14 protein-coding genes are annotated in these 15958 nt (G+C 71.5%); 10 read left to right on the forward strand and 4 right to left on the reverse strand.

The genetic code is table 11. The annotated features are described in order from the left end of the window. The first annotated feature begins 264 nt into the window (after positions 1-264). Positions 265-1140 carry a PhzF family phenazine biosynthesis isomerase gene (locus ACIRB1_RS27085; protein ID WP_403467297.1) on the forward strand — a complete coding sequence of 292 codons (876 nt, stop codon included), beginning with the start codon at positions 265-267 and terminating at the stop codon, positions 1138-1140. Positions 1141-1206: 66 nt separating this feature from the next. Here ACIRB1_RS27085 and ACIRB1_RS27090 read toward each other — a convergent pair whose 3' ends face one another. Beyond that, positions 1207-2154, reverse strand: coding sequence for a serine protein kinase RIO (locus ACIRB1_RS27090; RefSeq protein WP_403467298.1), 948 nt, complete (start codon positions 2152-2154; stop codon positions 1207-1209). 351 nt (positions 2155-2505) lie between these two features. Here ACIRB1_RS27090 and ACIRB1_RS27095 point away from each other — a divergent pair, with 351 nt between their 5' ends. The 3 genes from ACIRB1_RS27095 (at position 2506) to ACIRB1_RS27105 (ending at position 8490) form a co-directional block, all read left to right on the forward strand. Beyond that, positions 2506-4272 (forward strand): esterase, encoded by a 1767-nt coding sequence (locus ACIRB1_RS27095; protein WP_403467299.1) that lies wholly within the window; start codon positions 2506-2508, stop codon positions 4270-4272. Between the two features lie 542 nt (positions 4273-4814). Then, entirely contained in the window at positions 4815-6569 is a 1755-nt protein-coding gene (locus ACIRB1_RS27100) for a hypothetical protein (RefSeq protein WP_403467300.1), read from the forward strand. A gap of 187 nt (positions 6570-6756) precedes the next feature. Continuing rightward, complete coding sequence (locus ACIRB1_RS27105; RefSeq protein WP_403467301.1) at positions 6757-8490, forward strand: LCP family protein; 1734 nt, start codon at positions 6757-6759, stop codon at positions 8488-8490. 7 nt (positions 8491-8497) lie between these two features. Here the strand turns inward: ACIRB1_RS27105 and ACIRB1_RS27110 are convergent, their stop codons facing one another. Together ACIRB1_RS27110 and ACIRB1_RS27115 are read right to left on the reverse strand one after the other, a co-directional pair. Further along, positions 8498-8971, reverse strand: coding sequence for a DUF5990 family protein (locus ACIRB1_RS27110; RefSeq protein ID WP_403467302.1), 474 nt, complete (start codon positions 8969-8971; stop codon positions 8498-8500). 92 nt (positions 8972-9063) lie between these two features. Next, on the reverse strand, positions 9064-9912 hold the full coding sequence (locus tag ACIRB1_RS27115; protein ID WP_403467303.1) for a PhzF family phenazine biosynthesis protein: 849 nt from the start codon (positions 9910-9912) through the stop codon (positions 9064-9066). A gap of 119 nt (positions 9913-10031) precedes the next feature. Between ACIRB1_RS27115 and ACIRB1_RS27120 the strand changes: the two genes are divergently transcribed. The 4 genes from ACIRB1_RS27120 to ACIRB1_RS27135 all read left to right on the forward strand — a co-directional run bounded on the left by ACIRB1_RS27120 (position 10032) and on the right by ACIRB1_RS27135 (position 13246). Continuing rightward, entirely contained in the window at positions 10032-11075 is a 1044-nt protein-coding gene (locus ACIRB1_RS27120) for a permease (RefSeq protein ID WP_403467304.1), read from the forward strand. Continuing rightward, positions 11072-11851, forward strand: coding sequence for a TIGR03943 family putative permease subunit (locus ACIRB1_RS27125; RefSeq protein WP_403467305.1), 780 nt, complete (start codon positions 11072-11074; stop codon positions 11849-11851). Before ACIRB1_RS27120 ends, ACIRB1_RS27125 begins: the two co-directional genes overlap by 4 nt. A gap of 240 nt (positions 11852-12091) precedes the next feature. Beyond that, positions 12092-12544 (forward strand): phospholipase, encoded by a 453-nt coding sequence (locus ACIRB1_RS27130; RefSeq protein ID WP_352179214.1) that lies wholly within the window; start codon positions 12092-12094, stop codon positions 12542-12544. 111 nt (positions 12545-12655) lie between these two features. Next, positions 12656-13246 carry a dihydrofolate reductase family protein gene (locus ACIRB1_RS27135; RefSeq protein ID WP_352179213.1) on the forward strand — a complete coding sequence of 197 codons (591 nt, stop codon included), beginning with the start codon at positions 12656-12658 and terminating at the stop codon, positions 13244-13246. 36 nt (positions 13247-13282) lie between these two features. On the opposite strand, the gene ACIRB1_RS27140 is transcribed toward ACIRB1_RS27135, so the two are convergent. Further along, positions 13283-14062: a DeoR/GlpR family DNA-binding transcription regulator gene (locus ACIRB1_RS27140; RefSeq protein WP_352179212.1), complete on the reverse strand. Its 780-nt coding sequence runs from the start codon at positions 14060-14062 to the stop codon at positions 13283-13285. Between the two features lie 123 nt (positions 14063-14185). Here ACIRB1_RS27140 and ACIRB1_RS27145 point away from each other — a divergent pair, with 123 nt between their 5' ends. Beyond that, complete coding sequence (locus ACIRB1_RS27145; protein ID WP_403467395.1) at positions 14186-15067, forward strand: SIS domain-containing protein; 882 nt, start codon at positions 14186-14188, stop codon at positions 15065-15067. A gap of 41 nt (positions 15068-15108) precedes the next feature. Beyond that, entirely contained in the window at positions 15109-15957 is an 849-nt protein-coding gene (locus tag ACIRB1_RS27150) for a ketose-bisphosphate aldolase (RefSeq protein WP_403467306.1), read from the forward strand. Position 15958: the final 1 nt, after the last annotated feature.

The following is a 15958-nucleotide window of genomic DNA, read 5'->3' on the forward strand; positions in this document are numbered from 1 at the left end:
GTGCGGCGGTTGATGGAGAAGCTGTGCGGGTCTTCCGGGGGGAAAGTGCCGGAGGGCCTTGCGGGGCGGAGCGGCGGGTGTCCCCGAGCGGGGTGGCGGTGCTCGCGCGGGAGGCGTGGAGTTCCGGCCGGATGTCGTAACCCCGGTCCTCGCGGCGGGTGTTGGGGCGAGGCGGCGAGGTCGCGGAAGAGGCCGCCGTCTTCGCTCACGTCAGCCCCACTCACCTCCGGGAATGGCCGCGAGTCGTCCCACGTTGCGGCGGGTATGACGACGAACGCGCCGCGGCCCGAGGTGCTGCGATACACCGCCTTCTCCGGCGACCCCGACGGCGGCAACCCCGCGGGGGTCGTCCTGGACGCCAACGCCCTTGACGACAGCGCCATGTTGGCCGTCGCCGCCGACCTCGGGTACTCGGAGTCCGCGTTCCTGACGGCGCCGCCGGAGGGGCTCGGGGGTCAGGAGGGGCGGGCGTACGGCATCCGTTACTTCAGTCCCAAGGCCGAGGTGCCGTTCTGCGGGCATGCCACCGTCGCGACCGCCGTCGCGCTCGCCGAGCGGGTCGGGCCGGGGGAGCTGGTGTTCGCGACGCGCGCGGGCGTCGTACCGGTCGAGGTGGTCGACGAGGACGGGACGCTCCGGGCCACGCTCACCAGCGTGGAGCCGCATGTCGAGGAGATCGCCGACGCCGACCTCGCGGAGGCGCTCGCCGCGCTCGACTGGTCGGCAGCCGACCTGGACCCCGCCTTTCCGCCGCGCATCGCCTTCGCCGGTGCGCGCCATCTCGTCCTTGCCGCGGCGACCCGTGCCCGACTCGCCGATCTGGCCTACGACTTCGCGCGCCTCGAAGCCCTGATGCACCAACTCGACCTGACCACGGTCCAGTTGGTGTGGCGGGAGTCGGCCACCGTCTTCCACGTCCGCGACCCGTTCCCCGTCGGCGGCGTCGTCGAGGACCCGGCGACCGGTGCCGCTGCCGCCGCGTTCGGGGCGTACGCAAGGGAGTTGGGCCTCGTCCCGGAGGACGCCGTCCTCACCCTGCACCAGGGTGAGGACCTGGGCCGCCCCGGCGAACTCACCGTGACGCTGCGCGCCGGTGACGCGCGCGTCCGTGTCGGGGGTGCGGGCACACGTATCGGCTGACGGGCCGGTCACGGCGGCGGGGCGGGCACCGGGCCTCCCCGTCGCCGTGGCGCGGCACGCGGTGGTTCAGAAGGCGTGGGCCATCAACTCCCCGAACAGGGCGTCCTCGTCGACGTCGAGGCCCCGGGAGCGGAACCAGCCGCAGATGTTGGCGCAGTCGCGCTGGAGGAAGGCCATGCCGTTCAGGTTGCCGACCAGGTCGACGATCTGGGGCAGGTCGATGATGACCAGCCGGTCGCCCGCGGCGAGGATGTTGTACGCCGAGAGGTCGCCGTGCACGATGCCGTTCTGCACCATCGTCGCGAGCGCGTCGGTGAGTTGGGCGAAGTAGGACGCGAGCAGCTCGGGTGAGGGGCGGGTCTGGGCGAGCCGGGGTGCGGTCCGGACGGTGCCGTCCTCGTCGACGACGGTGATCCACTCCATGAGGATCTCGGTGCCGTCGATCTGGACCGGGTAGGGGACCGGAAGCCCGAGCTTCCAGAACCGCACCAGCGCGGCCCACTCGGAGACCGCCCACTCACCGGCCGCGACCTGGCGGCCGAACGTGCTCTTGCGCTTGACCGCGCGCTCGTCGCGTGAGCGCTTCATGGAGCGGCCCTCGGTGTAGGACGCGGCGCGGTGGAAGGTCCGGTGCTCGGAGGAGCGGTACCGCTTGGCCGCCATCACCACGCCGGCGTCGGGGTCGAGCGGGTCGGCGCGCTCGACGAGGTGGACGTCGGCCTCCTTGCCGGTCTTGAGGACGCCCAGCTCGGTGTCGACCGCGCCCTGCGAGGTCACGACCCAGTCCGGGAGGGGCTCGGGGCCGCGGCTGAGGGGTTCGACGCTGAGCCAGGTCGACCAGCGCTGGCCGTCGGCGAGGTCGTCGTACTCGCGGAAGTCGAAGACGAACCGGTCGTCGATGTCACCCATGCCGTCCGACAGCGGGCCGTCGAGGTACGGCTCGGTGCCGAAGTCGTCAGGAAACGCCGGGTGTTGGGAGTGCTGGGGGTACTGCGGGAGATCGTCGCGAGACATCGCTGGAGGTGCTCCATGGGGTGAGAGGGAGGCGGGCTGCGGGCAGGCCGATGACAGTCGTGGTCACAGTCGTGCCTCCTCTCTGGAGCACCGGGCAGCTCCCGGTGTCCCGCCCATGGTGGGGGCCGGACGCCGGGAGCGACAACCGAATAAAAGCCGGCCGACGGTCCCGGAATTCTTCTAACAAAATTATCATCGAAATTGTTAACAATCCTGCGGCGTGGCTCATGATCCCGGCCTACAGTCTGGGACTCGTACGAGCCGCGCAGCCCGACTTGCCCGCGGAGTCGCCGGGGTGGTGCCCAAGGACGGCTGTGACCGAGCAACTCGCCCCCACAAGGAGGTCCACGGGTGGAGATCAACCGCAGAACCGTCATCCGGAGCGTCACGGGCGCCGCAGCCCTGGCCACGTTCGGAATCGCCGAGGGCACGGCGGCCACGGCCTACGCCGCCCCCTCGTCGTCGGGCGGTTCGTCGAGCCGCTCCGCGAGCGCGTCCGCGGCGTACTCGCTGGAGTTCGACCCCACCGCGTGGTCGTACGACGCGACCAACGACGTCTACTACCAGGTCGGGAAGGTGTACGTCGCGAACCCGGCCGCGACGGACTACGAGAACCTGTCGATCTACGTCCCGGGCGCCTATCTGACGGCCACCGCGAACAGTGACGGGACGACGTACACCGCGAAGGCCAACCCGAAGGGCACGGTCGGTCCGTACTCGGGACGCACGGCGCCGATCGTGATACCGGTGAACACCCCCGGCTACGCCCAGCAGGCGCCGGCCACGTCGTACAGCTACACCAGCGTGTCGGAGTACCTGGAAGCCGGGCTCATCTACGTGTGGCCGGGTCTGCGCGGCCGGGACAGCTCGACCAGCACCCGCTCCGACGCGGCCCCCTGGGGCGTGACCGACCTCAAGGCCGCCGTCCGGTTCCTCCGGTACAACCGCAGCGTCCTGCCCGGCAGCACGGACGACATCGTCCTGTTCGGCATGAGCGGCGGCGGCGCCCAGGACACCGTGGCGGGCACGTCGGGCGACAGCCCCCTGTACTTCCCCTACCTGCGCACGATCGGCGCCGCGATGGAGGACGCCGACGGCCGTCCCCTCAGCGACGCGGTCGCCGGCGTCATGGCCTGGTGCCCGATCACCAACCTGCACGAGGCCAACCTGTCCTACGAGTGGAACATGGGCCAGTTCGCCTCGACCGGCACGCGCGCGTCGACCACGTGGACCAGCGCCTACTCGGCGGACCTCGCGAAGGCCTGGCCCACGTACCTCAACCGCCTGGGCCTGCGCGACGAGTACGGCAAGCGCCTGGAACTGACCCCCTCCAGCAGCGGCACCTACCTGGCCGGCAGCTACTACGACCACCTGATCGGGGTGATCACCACCTCGCTGAACAATTTCCTGTCGGACAACACGTTCCCGTACACCATCACGACGATGGGCGGCCCGCCCGGATCGGGTTCGACGGGGACCTCGACGACGTACGAGACGGTTGACGACTACATCGCGTACCTCAACTCCGCCGATACGTGGGTCACTTACGACGCCACCACCAACACGGCCGCGGTGTCCGGCCTCGAAGGCTTCGTCAACAGCCAGAAGACCGCCAACAAGCCGGTCGGCGCGTTCGACGGGTACTCCCGCGGACAGGGCGAGAACAGCGTCTTCGCGATGGGGCTCAACCTCCCTGCGCACTTCGCACCCCTCACGCGCGACGTCATCAAGGCCAACCAGACGACGTACGCCACGTACTCCGACTGGAACGCCGACTACGGCTTCGCCGCCTACGACAGCGACTTCGCCAAGAAGGACAGCGTCGGCAAGGACATGGCCTGGCGGGGCGAGGCGTACAACCCGCTGTACTTCCTCTCACCCGCCTTCGACGGCTACCGGCAGTCGCAGGTGGCACGGCACTGGCGCATCCGCACCGGCATCATGCAGGGCGACACGGCCAACACCACCGAGATCAACCTCGCGTTGGCGCTGCGGAACTACGGCATCCGTGACGTCGACTTCGCCACCGTGTGGGCCGAAGCGCACACGATGGCCGAGCGCACCGGCGACCCGACGGCGAACTTCATCACCTGGGTGAAGTCCGTCATCGAGAACTGACCGGCCGGGTCTGCCACACCGGGCGCCTGACCAACTCCCCTGGTTCAGGCGCCCGGTACCGCGCCGCGCCCCCCGGTCGCACGGTCCCGTCCGCGTGTCAGTGCCCCGTGGCACGATCGCCGGCATGACATCGATCGACGCATCGCTGCTCCGCGCGACGGCCGCCGAGCATGGTGTTCCCGGGCCCGTCGTACGAGAGTCGATGGCCCGGACGCGGCCGTGTCTCCACTTGGTGCGGCACGGCGAACTGCCCGAGCCGCGCCGAGAGAACGCCCGCCCCGCCGCCCCGACAGGCGGACTCCCCGCACTCCCGGACGGGGCCGACCGGCCCGACGGACACGAGCCGTTGGTGCTGAGGGCTCGTCGTCGCGTCCCCTGGCCGGTCCACGCGACCGCCCGCGCCGATCCACCGTTTTCTTGCCCGGCTCTTCCCTCCCTCCGATGAACCTCGCCGCTCCCTTTCACCTCTCCTACGACATGTAGCGGAGGTGACCCCGGCGTGAACTGCCGATCGCCGGGGGCGGAACGAGGAGAAGGACACCATGGATGACGGTCCCCGTGCCGGCGGTGGTCTGCGGCTGAAGCCGCACGACGCGCCCGCCACGGCCGGTCCGCCGCGAGCCAGGCCGCTCGCACCCGACCCCGCCGCGCCGCAGCAGCTGCACCGGGGGATGACACTGATCGCCGCGATCAGTCTGTTCATCGGCACCCGCGACGCCTGGACGAAGGCGATGACCTCCCATCCGCCCGTCGCCGGGATCATCTCCGTCTGCTACGCCGGGATACTGGTCGCGGGCGTCCTCGCCCTCACCACCCGCACCCGGCGCGCCCTCACCCGGGTCGACGCGGGCGTCCTGCTGCTCGCCGTCGTCCTCGTGCTCTGCGGCTACTGGCTCAACCACGCGGGCACCGACGAGGGCGTCCTCACCGCGCAGGCCGCCCACGAGATCCTGCGCGGACACCCGATCTACGGCCAGCCCTGGCCGTGGCTCTTCGACAGATCCGCGGTCGGCATCACCAAGACCATGTCCGGAGGCGCCGACTACACGTACGGCTATCCGCCCCTGGCCGCGCTGCTCGCCGCCCCCGTGTACGCCGTGGTCCACTCGACGGCCGCCGCCACCCTCGTCACCACCGGCGCGCTGCTCGGGGGTGCCGTCCTGCTGTGGTGGCTGCTGCCCGCGCCCTGGCGGTCAGGTGCCACCGCCGTGTGCCTCGGCTTCGGCCTCCTGCCCGGCTACGCCTACTCCGGCTACCCGGCCGTCCTCGCCCTGGTCCTCCTGATCCCCGTGGTGGTCCGCTGGACCGACACCGGAGCCGGCGGCCGGCTCGGACAGCCCGGAGTGGTCCAGGCCCTCTGCCTCGGCGCGGCCTGCGCCGGCCAGCAGCTCGCCTGGTTCCTCACGCCGTTCCTCCTCGTCGGCCTCCACGCCGTCCGCCGCGGCGAACTCGGCCCCCGGAGTGCCCTCGGCGTGGTCGCCCGCTACACCGGCACCGCCGCCCTCACCTGGGCCGCGGTCAACGCCTACTTCGCCACCCAGGACTTCCCCACCTGGCTGCACGGTCTGCTGCTCCCGCTCACCCAGAAGGCGATCCTGCACGGCCAGGGCCTCATGGGGATCTCGTACTACTTCACCGCGGGCAGCAGGCACCTCGACTACTACTCCTACGCCAGCCTGCTGCTCCTGCTCGGCCTGCTCGCCGCCACCCTGCTCTTCGTGCGGCGGCTCGGCCCGGCGATCACCGTGCTGCCCTGGCTGCCCTTCTACCTCGCCACCCGGTCCCAGGACGGCTACTTCCTGATGATGACCCCGCTGTGGCTCGCGGCGGCGGCCACCGTCCCCGCCTCCGCGCTCACCTCGGCCTGGCGGCCCCGCATCCCGCACCTGACCGGGCACCGCGCCAAGGCCGTCCTCGCGGCGGCGCTCGTCACACCCGCCGTGCTGTGCGCGACGGTCGCCGCGGCCAGTGCGCCGCCGCTGCGGATGAACGTCACACCGAGCTTCGTGGAGCGGGCCGGCCACCGGGACATCACCCGCCTCGCGGTCCGGGTGGTCAACATCACCGGCACCCGGCTCACCCCACACTTCGCCAGCCGATTCGGTCAGGGCGCCTCCAACTGGTGGACCGCCTCCGGCGGCCCGCACACCCTCGCCGCGCATGCCTCCGCGACCTACGTCGTACGGCCACCGGGCGGTCTTCGGCGGGCGCCCGGAGGACCGGACCCGCACTTCTACCTCATCGCCGTCACCGGTACCCCGATGACCATCACCACCGCACGGATTCCGCTCAGTTGACCGAGTTTGACGTAAAAGGATATCCCGTAAATGAGAAAGGCCCTGCGGGGTTCTCATCTGAGATTGTTATATTGCGCAACCACGCAAGAGAGACGGGAACCCCGCCTCGCCCGACCCGACACGGCCGCGAGCCCCAGGCCGCAGCTTCGACGGCCCGACCGGCCCGACCGTTTTGTGGGAGTGCCAGATGACCGACCTCGGGGACGGCCCCGTGGGACACGCCACGCGCAGCCGCACACGAGGGGTGCCCAGGCCGCGTGCGGGTGACACCGACGAGCCCCTGCCCACCGGCGGCCGGGCCGCCGCACGCGCCGCGGCCCGCAAGGCCCCGCGCGGCGGGTCCCGCGCACGCGGACGCACCGACACGCGCCGCCGCGCCAAGCCGACCCCGCGGGGCAAGCGGGTGCTGAAGATCAGCGCGATATCCCTGTCCGCGCTGATCCTGGCGACCGCGGGCGGCGGCTGGTGGTTCTACGAGCACCTGAACGGCAACATCAACAGCATCGCGATCGACGACGGCGCGGGCGGCAAGGAGAAGGCCGACGCCTTCGGCCGCACGCCGATCAACCTCCTCGTGATGGGCAGCGACGCCCGCAGCAGCGCCACCGACTGCAAGCTCGGCGGCGGCTGCTCGTCGACCGGCGTCCAGACCGGCAACGGCAACGCGGACGTCGAGATGGTGGTCCACATCTCCGCCGACCGCTCGAACGCCACCGTGATGAGCATCCCGCGCGACACCATGACCCAGGTCCCCGCCTGCAAGGACCCGGACAGCAGCCAGTCGACGGCCGGCTACTACGGCCAGATCAACAGCGCGCTCCAGTACGGCCAGGAGTGCCAGGTCAAGACCGTCCACCAGCTCACCGGCATCACCATCGACCACTTCGTCCAGATGGACTTCTCCGGCGTGGTGAAGATGTCCGACGCGGTCGGCGGCGTCTCCGTGTGCGTCGACGCCGACGTCTACGACACCTACTCGCACCTGAAGCTCGCCAAGGGCACCCACACCCTCAAGGGCCAGGCGGCGCTCGAGTTCGTCCGCTCCCGGCACGGCTTCGGCGACGGCAGCGACCTCGGCCGTACCGTCTCCCAGCACCTGTTCCTGAGCGCGATGATCCGCAAGTTCAAGAGCGCGGGCACGCTCACCGACCCCACGGCGGTCTACAACCTGGCCGACGCGGCGACCAAGGCGCTCACCGTGGATACGGGCCTCGGCACCGTGAAGAAGCTGATCGGGCTCGCCGCGGACCTCGACAAGGTCCCGACCAAGCGCATGACGTTCACCACGATGCAGACCGGCGCCGATCCGAGCAACGCCGACCGTGTGGTGCCCGCGGCGGCGGCGAAGAGCCTGTTCGCGACGATCGCCAACGACCAGTCGCTGACCAGCTCGAACGGCAAGAAGTCGGCGGCGGCCACCGCGACCGCCACGGCGGCGGCCGTCCCCGCCGCGCAGATCGCCGTGACCGTGGAGAACGGCACCAGCATCAGCGGGCGCGCCTCCACGGTCGCCACCTCGTTGATAGACGGCGGCTTCAGCTCCGGCACCACCACGGGCAACGCATCCGTCAGCGCCACCTCGACCACGCTCACCTACGGCTCAGGTCAGAAGGCCGAGGCACAGACGGTGGCCAAGGCGATCGGCCTCGCCTCCTCGCACCTCAAGCAGGGCACCGGCACCGGCCTGACCCTGGTGATCGGCACGGACTGGCCCAGCGGCACGACGTACCCCGGCGGCGGCTCGTCCCCGGCGCCCGCCGACACCAAGGCGGCCACGTCCAACGCCCAGGCCGCGACCGCCGACCAGTCGAAGTCCTGCGCCAAGGTGAGCCGTTACAAGACGGTCAGTCTCAACGGCGTGCCGATGACCCCGACCCAGGCGTACCGGGCGGCGACGAACAAGAAGGACTCGGACGCCTGACAGAGGGCTACGGCCTGACGACGCTCTCGGCGGTCCAGGTGATGTGCGGGGGATCGACCCGCGCGCACAACGGGCCGCCGTGCGCGTCGGTCAGCCCGAGCCGCCCCACCAGCAGCCCGTCGGGCGCGGCGGCGGCCAGCACCTCGTCCGGCACGGAGTCGAGCATGAGCTTGGCGCGCCGGAACATGGTGAAGACCCCGGCCGTGTCGACCGTCCCCCACGACAGGTACACGAACCGCAGGCCCATCCGGTGCTGCACATAGGGGCCTGTGACCACGATGCCGTCCGGCGTGGCCTCCGCCGCGCACTCCAGGGTCCAGGTCGCGGACGCGGCGTCCCCCGGCTGCGGTGCGAGGAGTTCGGCCGGCCGGTCCCGGCGCTGCACGGCGACATGGACGTTGTCGTACGTCGCGACGGGCTTGTCGGCAGGAGCGGGAAAGGTACGGCCGGGCAGCTCGACGGCGTCGATACGAATGCGCATACGGCCCATCATGCCGCGCTCACCCTCCGTACCCTCAGCCGATCAAGGAGAGACGGCCGGGCCGGAGACCCCTACGACAGCTGGATGACCCCCTACGACAGCTGGATGACGTCCACGCCCACGACCTCGGCGGCACCGCCCAGCCGCACCGCTGAACCGCCCCGCGCCGACGCGCTGATCGTGGCGGGAGCGCCGAGCGAGTCGCCCATGTCGACGGTGATCGCGGTGATGCCCCGGTCGGCCAGGTCGGCGGCGAGGCAGGCCGTGCTGTTGGCGTTCGCGATGTCCTCCGGGACACCGATGGACGGCGCGAACATGCGTGCCGCGATCCGGCCCGAGCCCGCCTCCGCCGAGTAGACGTAACAGCCGAGGAACCCCAACCGGTCGCAGGCCGCGCCGAGTCGGCCGAAGTCCGGGTCGAGCGCGGTGAGCGCGGCTCGCGTCGTCACCGGTACCAGCAGCCGCGCCCGCCCGACCGAGGCGACCCGGGCACCGGGAGCGAGCGTGTCCGGGGTGACGCCCAGCGCGGGCAGGACGAGCCCGCACTCGGCAGCAGTCGGCTCGCGCAGTGCGACGGGCCCCGACTCGAAGCCGGCCCGGAAGACCGCTTCCTCCCGCACGGCCCACCCGGCGAAGTCGCGCCCCGCCGCCCGCAGGGTGCCCCGGTACTCCGTACCTCCGGCCCGCTCCGCGAGGAAGGCCAGCGCGGCGACCGTGCCGTGGCCGCACGCGGGCAGTTCGCCCTCGGCGGTGAAGAAGCGCAGGGACACGGCCGATCCGTGCCCGGCGACGAAGACGGCGTGCGACGTCCCGGCGAGGACCGGCACCCGGCGCCGTTCGTCGTCGCTCAGCGGCGTCTCGTCCAGTACCGCCGTCGGGCTCCCGCCCCGCCCATCCCGCAGACACGCGCGGACGAGCGTGACGGGCAGTCGGCTGATCACACCGGAACCGTACTCTCCCGAACCCCGCGGCCCGACCTGCGGTCCTGACGGCGTGTGGGCGCGGCAGCGGCCGTACTCCTCGCTATGTTCGGTCACAACATCAGACATTCGGAGCAAAAATGCCAAAAACGGATGAGCTGCTTGATGTGACGGAGACGGTGCTCCCGGCCGCCGTCCGCCCACCCGAGCGACGGCGCCGCCTTCTCCGCAGGCCCCCGCCGACCGCGGCGGTCGTGAGCGCGCTCGCCCTGGCCGCGGCCGTCCTCGTGCTGTCGGGAACGCCCTGGTTGAAGGACCCCGCCGTGGCGGCCTGGCGGACCGTCTGCCTGGCCATCACCGTGCAGGCACTGCCCTTCCTGCTGCTGGGCACCGCCCTGTCCGGGGCCATCAACGCCTTTGTCCCGGCGGACCTGTTCACCAAGGTGCTGCCCAAGCACCCCGCGCTCGCCGTGCCGGTCGCCGGGGTCGCGGGAGCGGTCCTGCCCGGCTGCGAATGCGCGTCCGTGCCGGTCGCCAACAGCCTGATCCGGCGGGGTGTCACCCCGGCCGCCGCGTTCGCGTTCCTGCTGTCGGCGCCCGCCATCAACCCGATCGTGCTGACCGCCACCGCCGTCGCCTTCCCGGGCAGCCCCGCCATGGTGCTGGCCCGGCTGCTCGCCTCGCTCGCCACCGCCGCCGTCATGGGCTGGCTCTGGCTCTGGCTGGGGCGCGAGGAGTGGCTGCGGCCCGTCGTGCGGCACACCGGACACCAGTCCGGCCACAGCCGTTTCACGGAGTTCCGGCTCGGCTTCCAGCACGACTTCCTGCACGCCGGCGGCTTCCTCGTGCTGGGCGCCATGGCCGCGGCCACCTTCAACGTGACCGTCCCGCGCTCGGTCCTCGACACCTTCTCCGGCTCGCCCTGGCTGTCCGTGCTGTTCCTGGCCGGTCTCGCCGTCGTCCTCGCGGTCTGCTCCGAGGCCGACGCGTTCGTCGCCGCCTCGCTCACCGGCTTCTCGCCGACCGCCCGGCTGGCCTTCATGGTCGTAGGCCCGATGGTCGACCTCAAGCTGATCGCCCTTCAGGCGGGCACCTTCGGCAGGGCGTTCGCGGTGCGCTTCTCCACCGCGACCACCGTCGTGGCCGTGGCCGCCAGTGTCCTGATCGGAGGCGCCCTGCTGTGAAGCGCACCGCACAAGTACCGCTCCTGATCCTGACCGGCCTGGGCCTCCTGCACACCGCCCTCTTCACGGACCTCTACCTGCGCTACGTCAAGGAGGGCCTCCGCCCGCTCCTGATCATCTCCGGCGTCCTCCTCCTGCTCCTCGGCCTGGCACACGCGATGCTCGACCGAGGACCCGCGAAGACGGAAAACCACGACCACGGCCACGCGGACGATCACGGCCACGATCACGGCCCTACGGACGATCACGGCCACGGACACGACCACTCCAGCGCTCCCCGCATCGCCTGGCTGCTCTTCCTCCCCGCCCTCAGCCTCCTCTTCTACGCGCCGCCCGCCCTCGGCGCCTACACGGCCTCCCACGCGGGCAGCCAGACCGTCAAGAAGCAGAAGGGGTTCGCCGCGCTGCCCGCGACCTCGCCGCTGCCGATGACCCTCACGGACTTCACCACCCGGGTCCAGCAGGACAAGGAGCTGGCCATCAAGGGCCGCAGCGTCGAGATGACCGGGTTCGCGACACCGGTCAAGGGCGGCGGCTGGGACCTGACCCGGATCATCTTCACCTGCTGCGCGGCGGACGCCCAGACCGTCAAAGTCCACATGTACGGCACCCCGGCCCCGCCCGCCAACACCTGGCTGGCCGTCACCGGAACCTGGCACCCGCACGGCGGGCTCGGCACGCGAACCGCGGCGGCGGCCCTCGACGTCCACGCCACCCGGAACATCGCCCAACCGGTCAACGCCTTCACGGACGACCTGCCCCTGACGCCGTCCTGAGACAATCGTGTGAAGGTGAACTTCGTTCGGCAGCAGGGGAGTTGAACATCCCTGCTGCCGGTCTGCACTCCGCTCCCCGCGCCGGACTCTCCCGCCGGGTTCACGTCCCGATCGCCTGGCACGCCCGAGAGTTAACGGGTCATTCGGGCACATGCGGTGTGAAGAGGGGGTCCACGTGCCGATCCTCTTGTCATGAACCTGCGATCCGATGGGCGGATCGCGGTCTCGTGGAGGTGTTGGATGCACCGCAGACTCGCCACCGGTCTCGCCGCCTCGACCCTGGCCCTGGCAGCCGTCGTCGCCACCGCGACCGCCGCCAGTGCCGCTCCCGCCGACAAGCCCCAGGTCCTCTCCAGCTGGACGCAGACCAGCGCGTCCAGCTACAACCTCTGGGCCGCGGCCCGCGCCAACCAGACCGCCTGGTCCGCCTACGGGTTCGACTGGTCCACCGACTACTGCTCCGACTCGCCCGACAACCCCTTCGGCTTCCCCTTCGCCACCTCCTGCGCCCGCCACGACTTCGGCTACCGCAACTACAAGGCCGCGAACGCCTTCGACGCCAACAAGTCCCGGCTCGACAGCGCCTTCTACGAGGACCTCAAGCGCGTCTGCGCCGGCTACAGCGGTGCCACCGCGACCACCTGCACCAGCACGGCATGGACGTACTACCAGGCCGTGAAGGTCTTCGGCTGACGGTCCAGCGGGTGCGGGGCGCCGGCCCTCGGCGTCCCGCACCTCTCCGTCGGATGACGACCGGGACCGCGCCGGCCGATGAGTTCCGGCGGCGCGGACGGTCTACCTGGCATGACCGACAAAGTGATCTCCGGAATGTCCATGTCCCTGGACGGCTTCATCACCGCCCCGGACGACACCCGCGCCCACCCCCTCGGCGTCGGCGGCGAACGCCTGCACCAGTGGGTGCGGGACATGCACGACACCGACGCCGAGGTCCTCGCCGAGATGGCGGACGGCGTCGGTGCCGTCCTCATGGGCCGCCACTCCTACGACGTCTGCGAAGGCGAGGGCGGCTGGGGCGACGGGGGGCCGGTGGGGAAGGTCCCCTGTGTCGTGCTCACCCACCGCGCCCCCGATCCGGCGGACGTCGTCGCCCCCGACGTGTTCACCTTCGTCACCGACGGCATCGAGTCCGCGGTGGCCCGCGCCAAGGCGATCGGCAACGGCGGAGACATCGGGGTCCATGGTGCGACCGTCGCCCAACAGGCCCTGAACGCCGGTCTGCTGGACGAGGTGCACATCATGCTCGTCCCGGTGCTGCTGGGCGCGGGCAAGCGGCTCTTCGACCACCTCGGCGGTCCCGTCGAACTCCGCCGGCTCTGGTCGCGCGAGTCGCCGGACATCACCCACCTGCGCTTCGAGGTCCTCGCCGGGCGCTGACGAGGTGTCCGGGATGGCGCCGGTGAGGCCCCGCCGTCACACGGCGACGACCCGCACCCCCGCGTCCTCGAACCGCCGTACCGTCTCCGGCGCCACCGCCGTGTCCGTCACCAGCGTGTTCACCGACTCCGCCGAGCAGATCCGGGCGAACGCCCGCTGCCCGAGCTTGCTGGAGTCCGCCGCGACGACGACCCGCTCGGCCCGCTCGCACAGCAGCCGGTTGATCGCGGCCTCCGCCTCGTCGTGGGCGGCCGCGCCGTGCGTCACGTCGAAGGCGACCACACCGAGCACCGCCACATCGACGGTGATCTGCGAGAGCACCCCGTCCGCGAGGGGTCCGACGAGTTCGTACGACTGCGGGCGCGCGACCCCGCCGGTCAGCACGATCTTGAACTGGGGCCGTACGGCGAGCTCGTTGGCGATGTTCAGCGCGTTCGTCACGACGGTGAGCGCGGGGGTGCCGGAGGCGAGGTCGGTGCGCAGGGCCAGGGCGCGGGCCACCTCCGTGGTCGTCGTGCCGCCGGTCAGGCCCACCGCCTCGCCGGGCGCGACGAGTTCGGCGACCGCCTTGGCGATCCGCTGCTTCTCCGAGGCGTGCCGGGCGGTCTTGTAGCGCAGGGGCAGTTCGTACGACACCCCGTGCACGACGGCGCCGCCCCGGGTGCGCACCAGCATCTGCTGCTCGGCGAGCTGGTCGAAGTCGCGGCGGATCGTCGCCGCCGACACCGCGAGGTCGGCCGCGGCCTCCTCGACGTCGAGCCGGCCGCGCTCGACGAGCAGGTCCAGCAGCGCCTTCCAGCGGGCGTCGCGCGACATCCGCACCCTCCGTTCCTCGATCCACCGTGACCCTAGCGCACGACCCCTCGGTCCAATTGCTTGATTGTGCTTGAAAGCTCGCTATATCTTGCAGGAACAAGCATGTACGGGGAGGGGTACGCCATGACGTATGTCGAGGACGAGCTGACCAGCCAGCCCGAGTGCTGGATACGCGCCGCGGCGCGGGCGCCGGAGTTCCGGGACGTGCTGCCGGCGCCGGGGGAGCGGGTCGCGATCGTCGGCTGCGGCACCTCGTACTTCATGGGTCAGGCGATAGCCGCCCTGCGTGAGGGCGCGGGCCAGGGCGAGACTGACGCCTTCGCCGCCTCGGAGTTCCCGCACGGGCGGACGTACGACCGCGTCGTCGCCCTCACCCGCTCCGGCACCACCACCGAAGTCCTGGACCTCCTGCGGCAGTTGAGGGGGCGCACCCGCACCACCGCGATCACCGCCGACCCGCACACACCCGTCATGGCGTCCGCAGACGAGGTCGTCGTGCTCGACTTCGCCGACGAACGGTCCGTCGTGCAGACCCGGTTCGCGACCACCGCCGTCACCCTGCTCCGCGCCCACCTCGGCCTGCACACCGATGCCGTGGTCGCCGACGCCCGCACCGCGCTCACCGCCGAACTGCCCCGACAGCTCGTCGCCTGCACCCAGTTCACCTTCCTCGGCCGCGGCTGGACCGTCGGACTCGCCCACGAGGCCGGGCTGAAGATGCGCGAAGCCTCGCTGTCCTGGACCGAGGCCTACCCGGCGATGGAGTACCGGCACGGCCCGATCAGCATCACCACCCGTGGCACCGCCACCTGGATGTTCGGCGAGGCACCCGAAGGACTCGCCCAACAGGTGGGCGCCACCGGCGGGTTGTGGATCGACGGCGGCCTCGACCCACTCGCCGAACTCGTCCGCGCCCAGCGCCTCGCGGTCGCCGTCGCCGCCCACCGCGACCTCGACCCCGACCGCCCGCGCCACCTCACCCGCTCGGTGATCCTCGCCCCCTGACGCCCGAACCCCCGGCACTCCAGGACAGGAAAGGACAGGCCGTGCCCCTCGTCACCACCGGCGAACTCGTCACCCGCGCCGCCACCACCCGCTCCGCCGTCGCCGCCTTCAACATCATCACGCTGGAACACGTCGAGGCCGTCATCGCGGGCGCCGAGTCCGCCGAGGCCCCCGTCGTCCTCCAAGTCAGCGAGAACGCCGTCAAGTTCCGCTACGGCCGCCTCCTCCCGCTCGCCCGCGCGGCCGTCGCCGCCGCCGAACGGGCCGCCGTGCCCGTCGCGTTGCACCTCGACCACGTCCAGAGCGACGACCTGCTGCGCCAGGCACCCGGAGCCGGATTCAGCTCCGTCATGTACGACGCGGCCCGCCTGCCCTACGCCGACAACCTCGCCGCGACCCGTGCCGCCGCCGACTGGGCACACGCCCAAGGGCTGTGGATCGAGGCCGAGTTGGGAGAGGTCGGCGGCAAGAACGGCGAACCGCCCCTCGACGCCCACGCACCCGGCGCCCGCACCGACCCCGCCCAGGCCCGCGCCTTCGTCGCCGACTCCGGTGTGGACGCGCTCGCCGTGGCCATCGGCAGCTCGCACGCCATGACCACCCGCACGGCCACCCTCGACCACGACCTCCTCAAGCGGCTCGCCGCCGGCCTGGAGGTCCCGCTCGTCCTGCACGGCTCCTCAGGAGTCCCCGACGACGAACTGACCGCGGCCGTCGCCGGCGGCATCACCAAGGTCAACGTGGGCACCGCCCTCAACCAGGCGATGACCGGCGCCATCCGCACCTTTCTCGCGGCGCACCCCGAGGCGGTCGACTCCCGTAAGTACCTGAGCGTGGGCCGGGAGGCGATGGCCGGGGCGGTGACCCGGATCATCGCGGTGCTCAGCTGAG

It is taken from the genome of Streptomyces sp. NPDC096013 (genome assembly GCF_044763565.1).
In the GTDB taxonomy this organism is placed as follows: Bacteria; Actinomycetota; Actinomycetes; order Streptomycetales; family Streptomycetaceae; genus Streptomyces.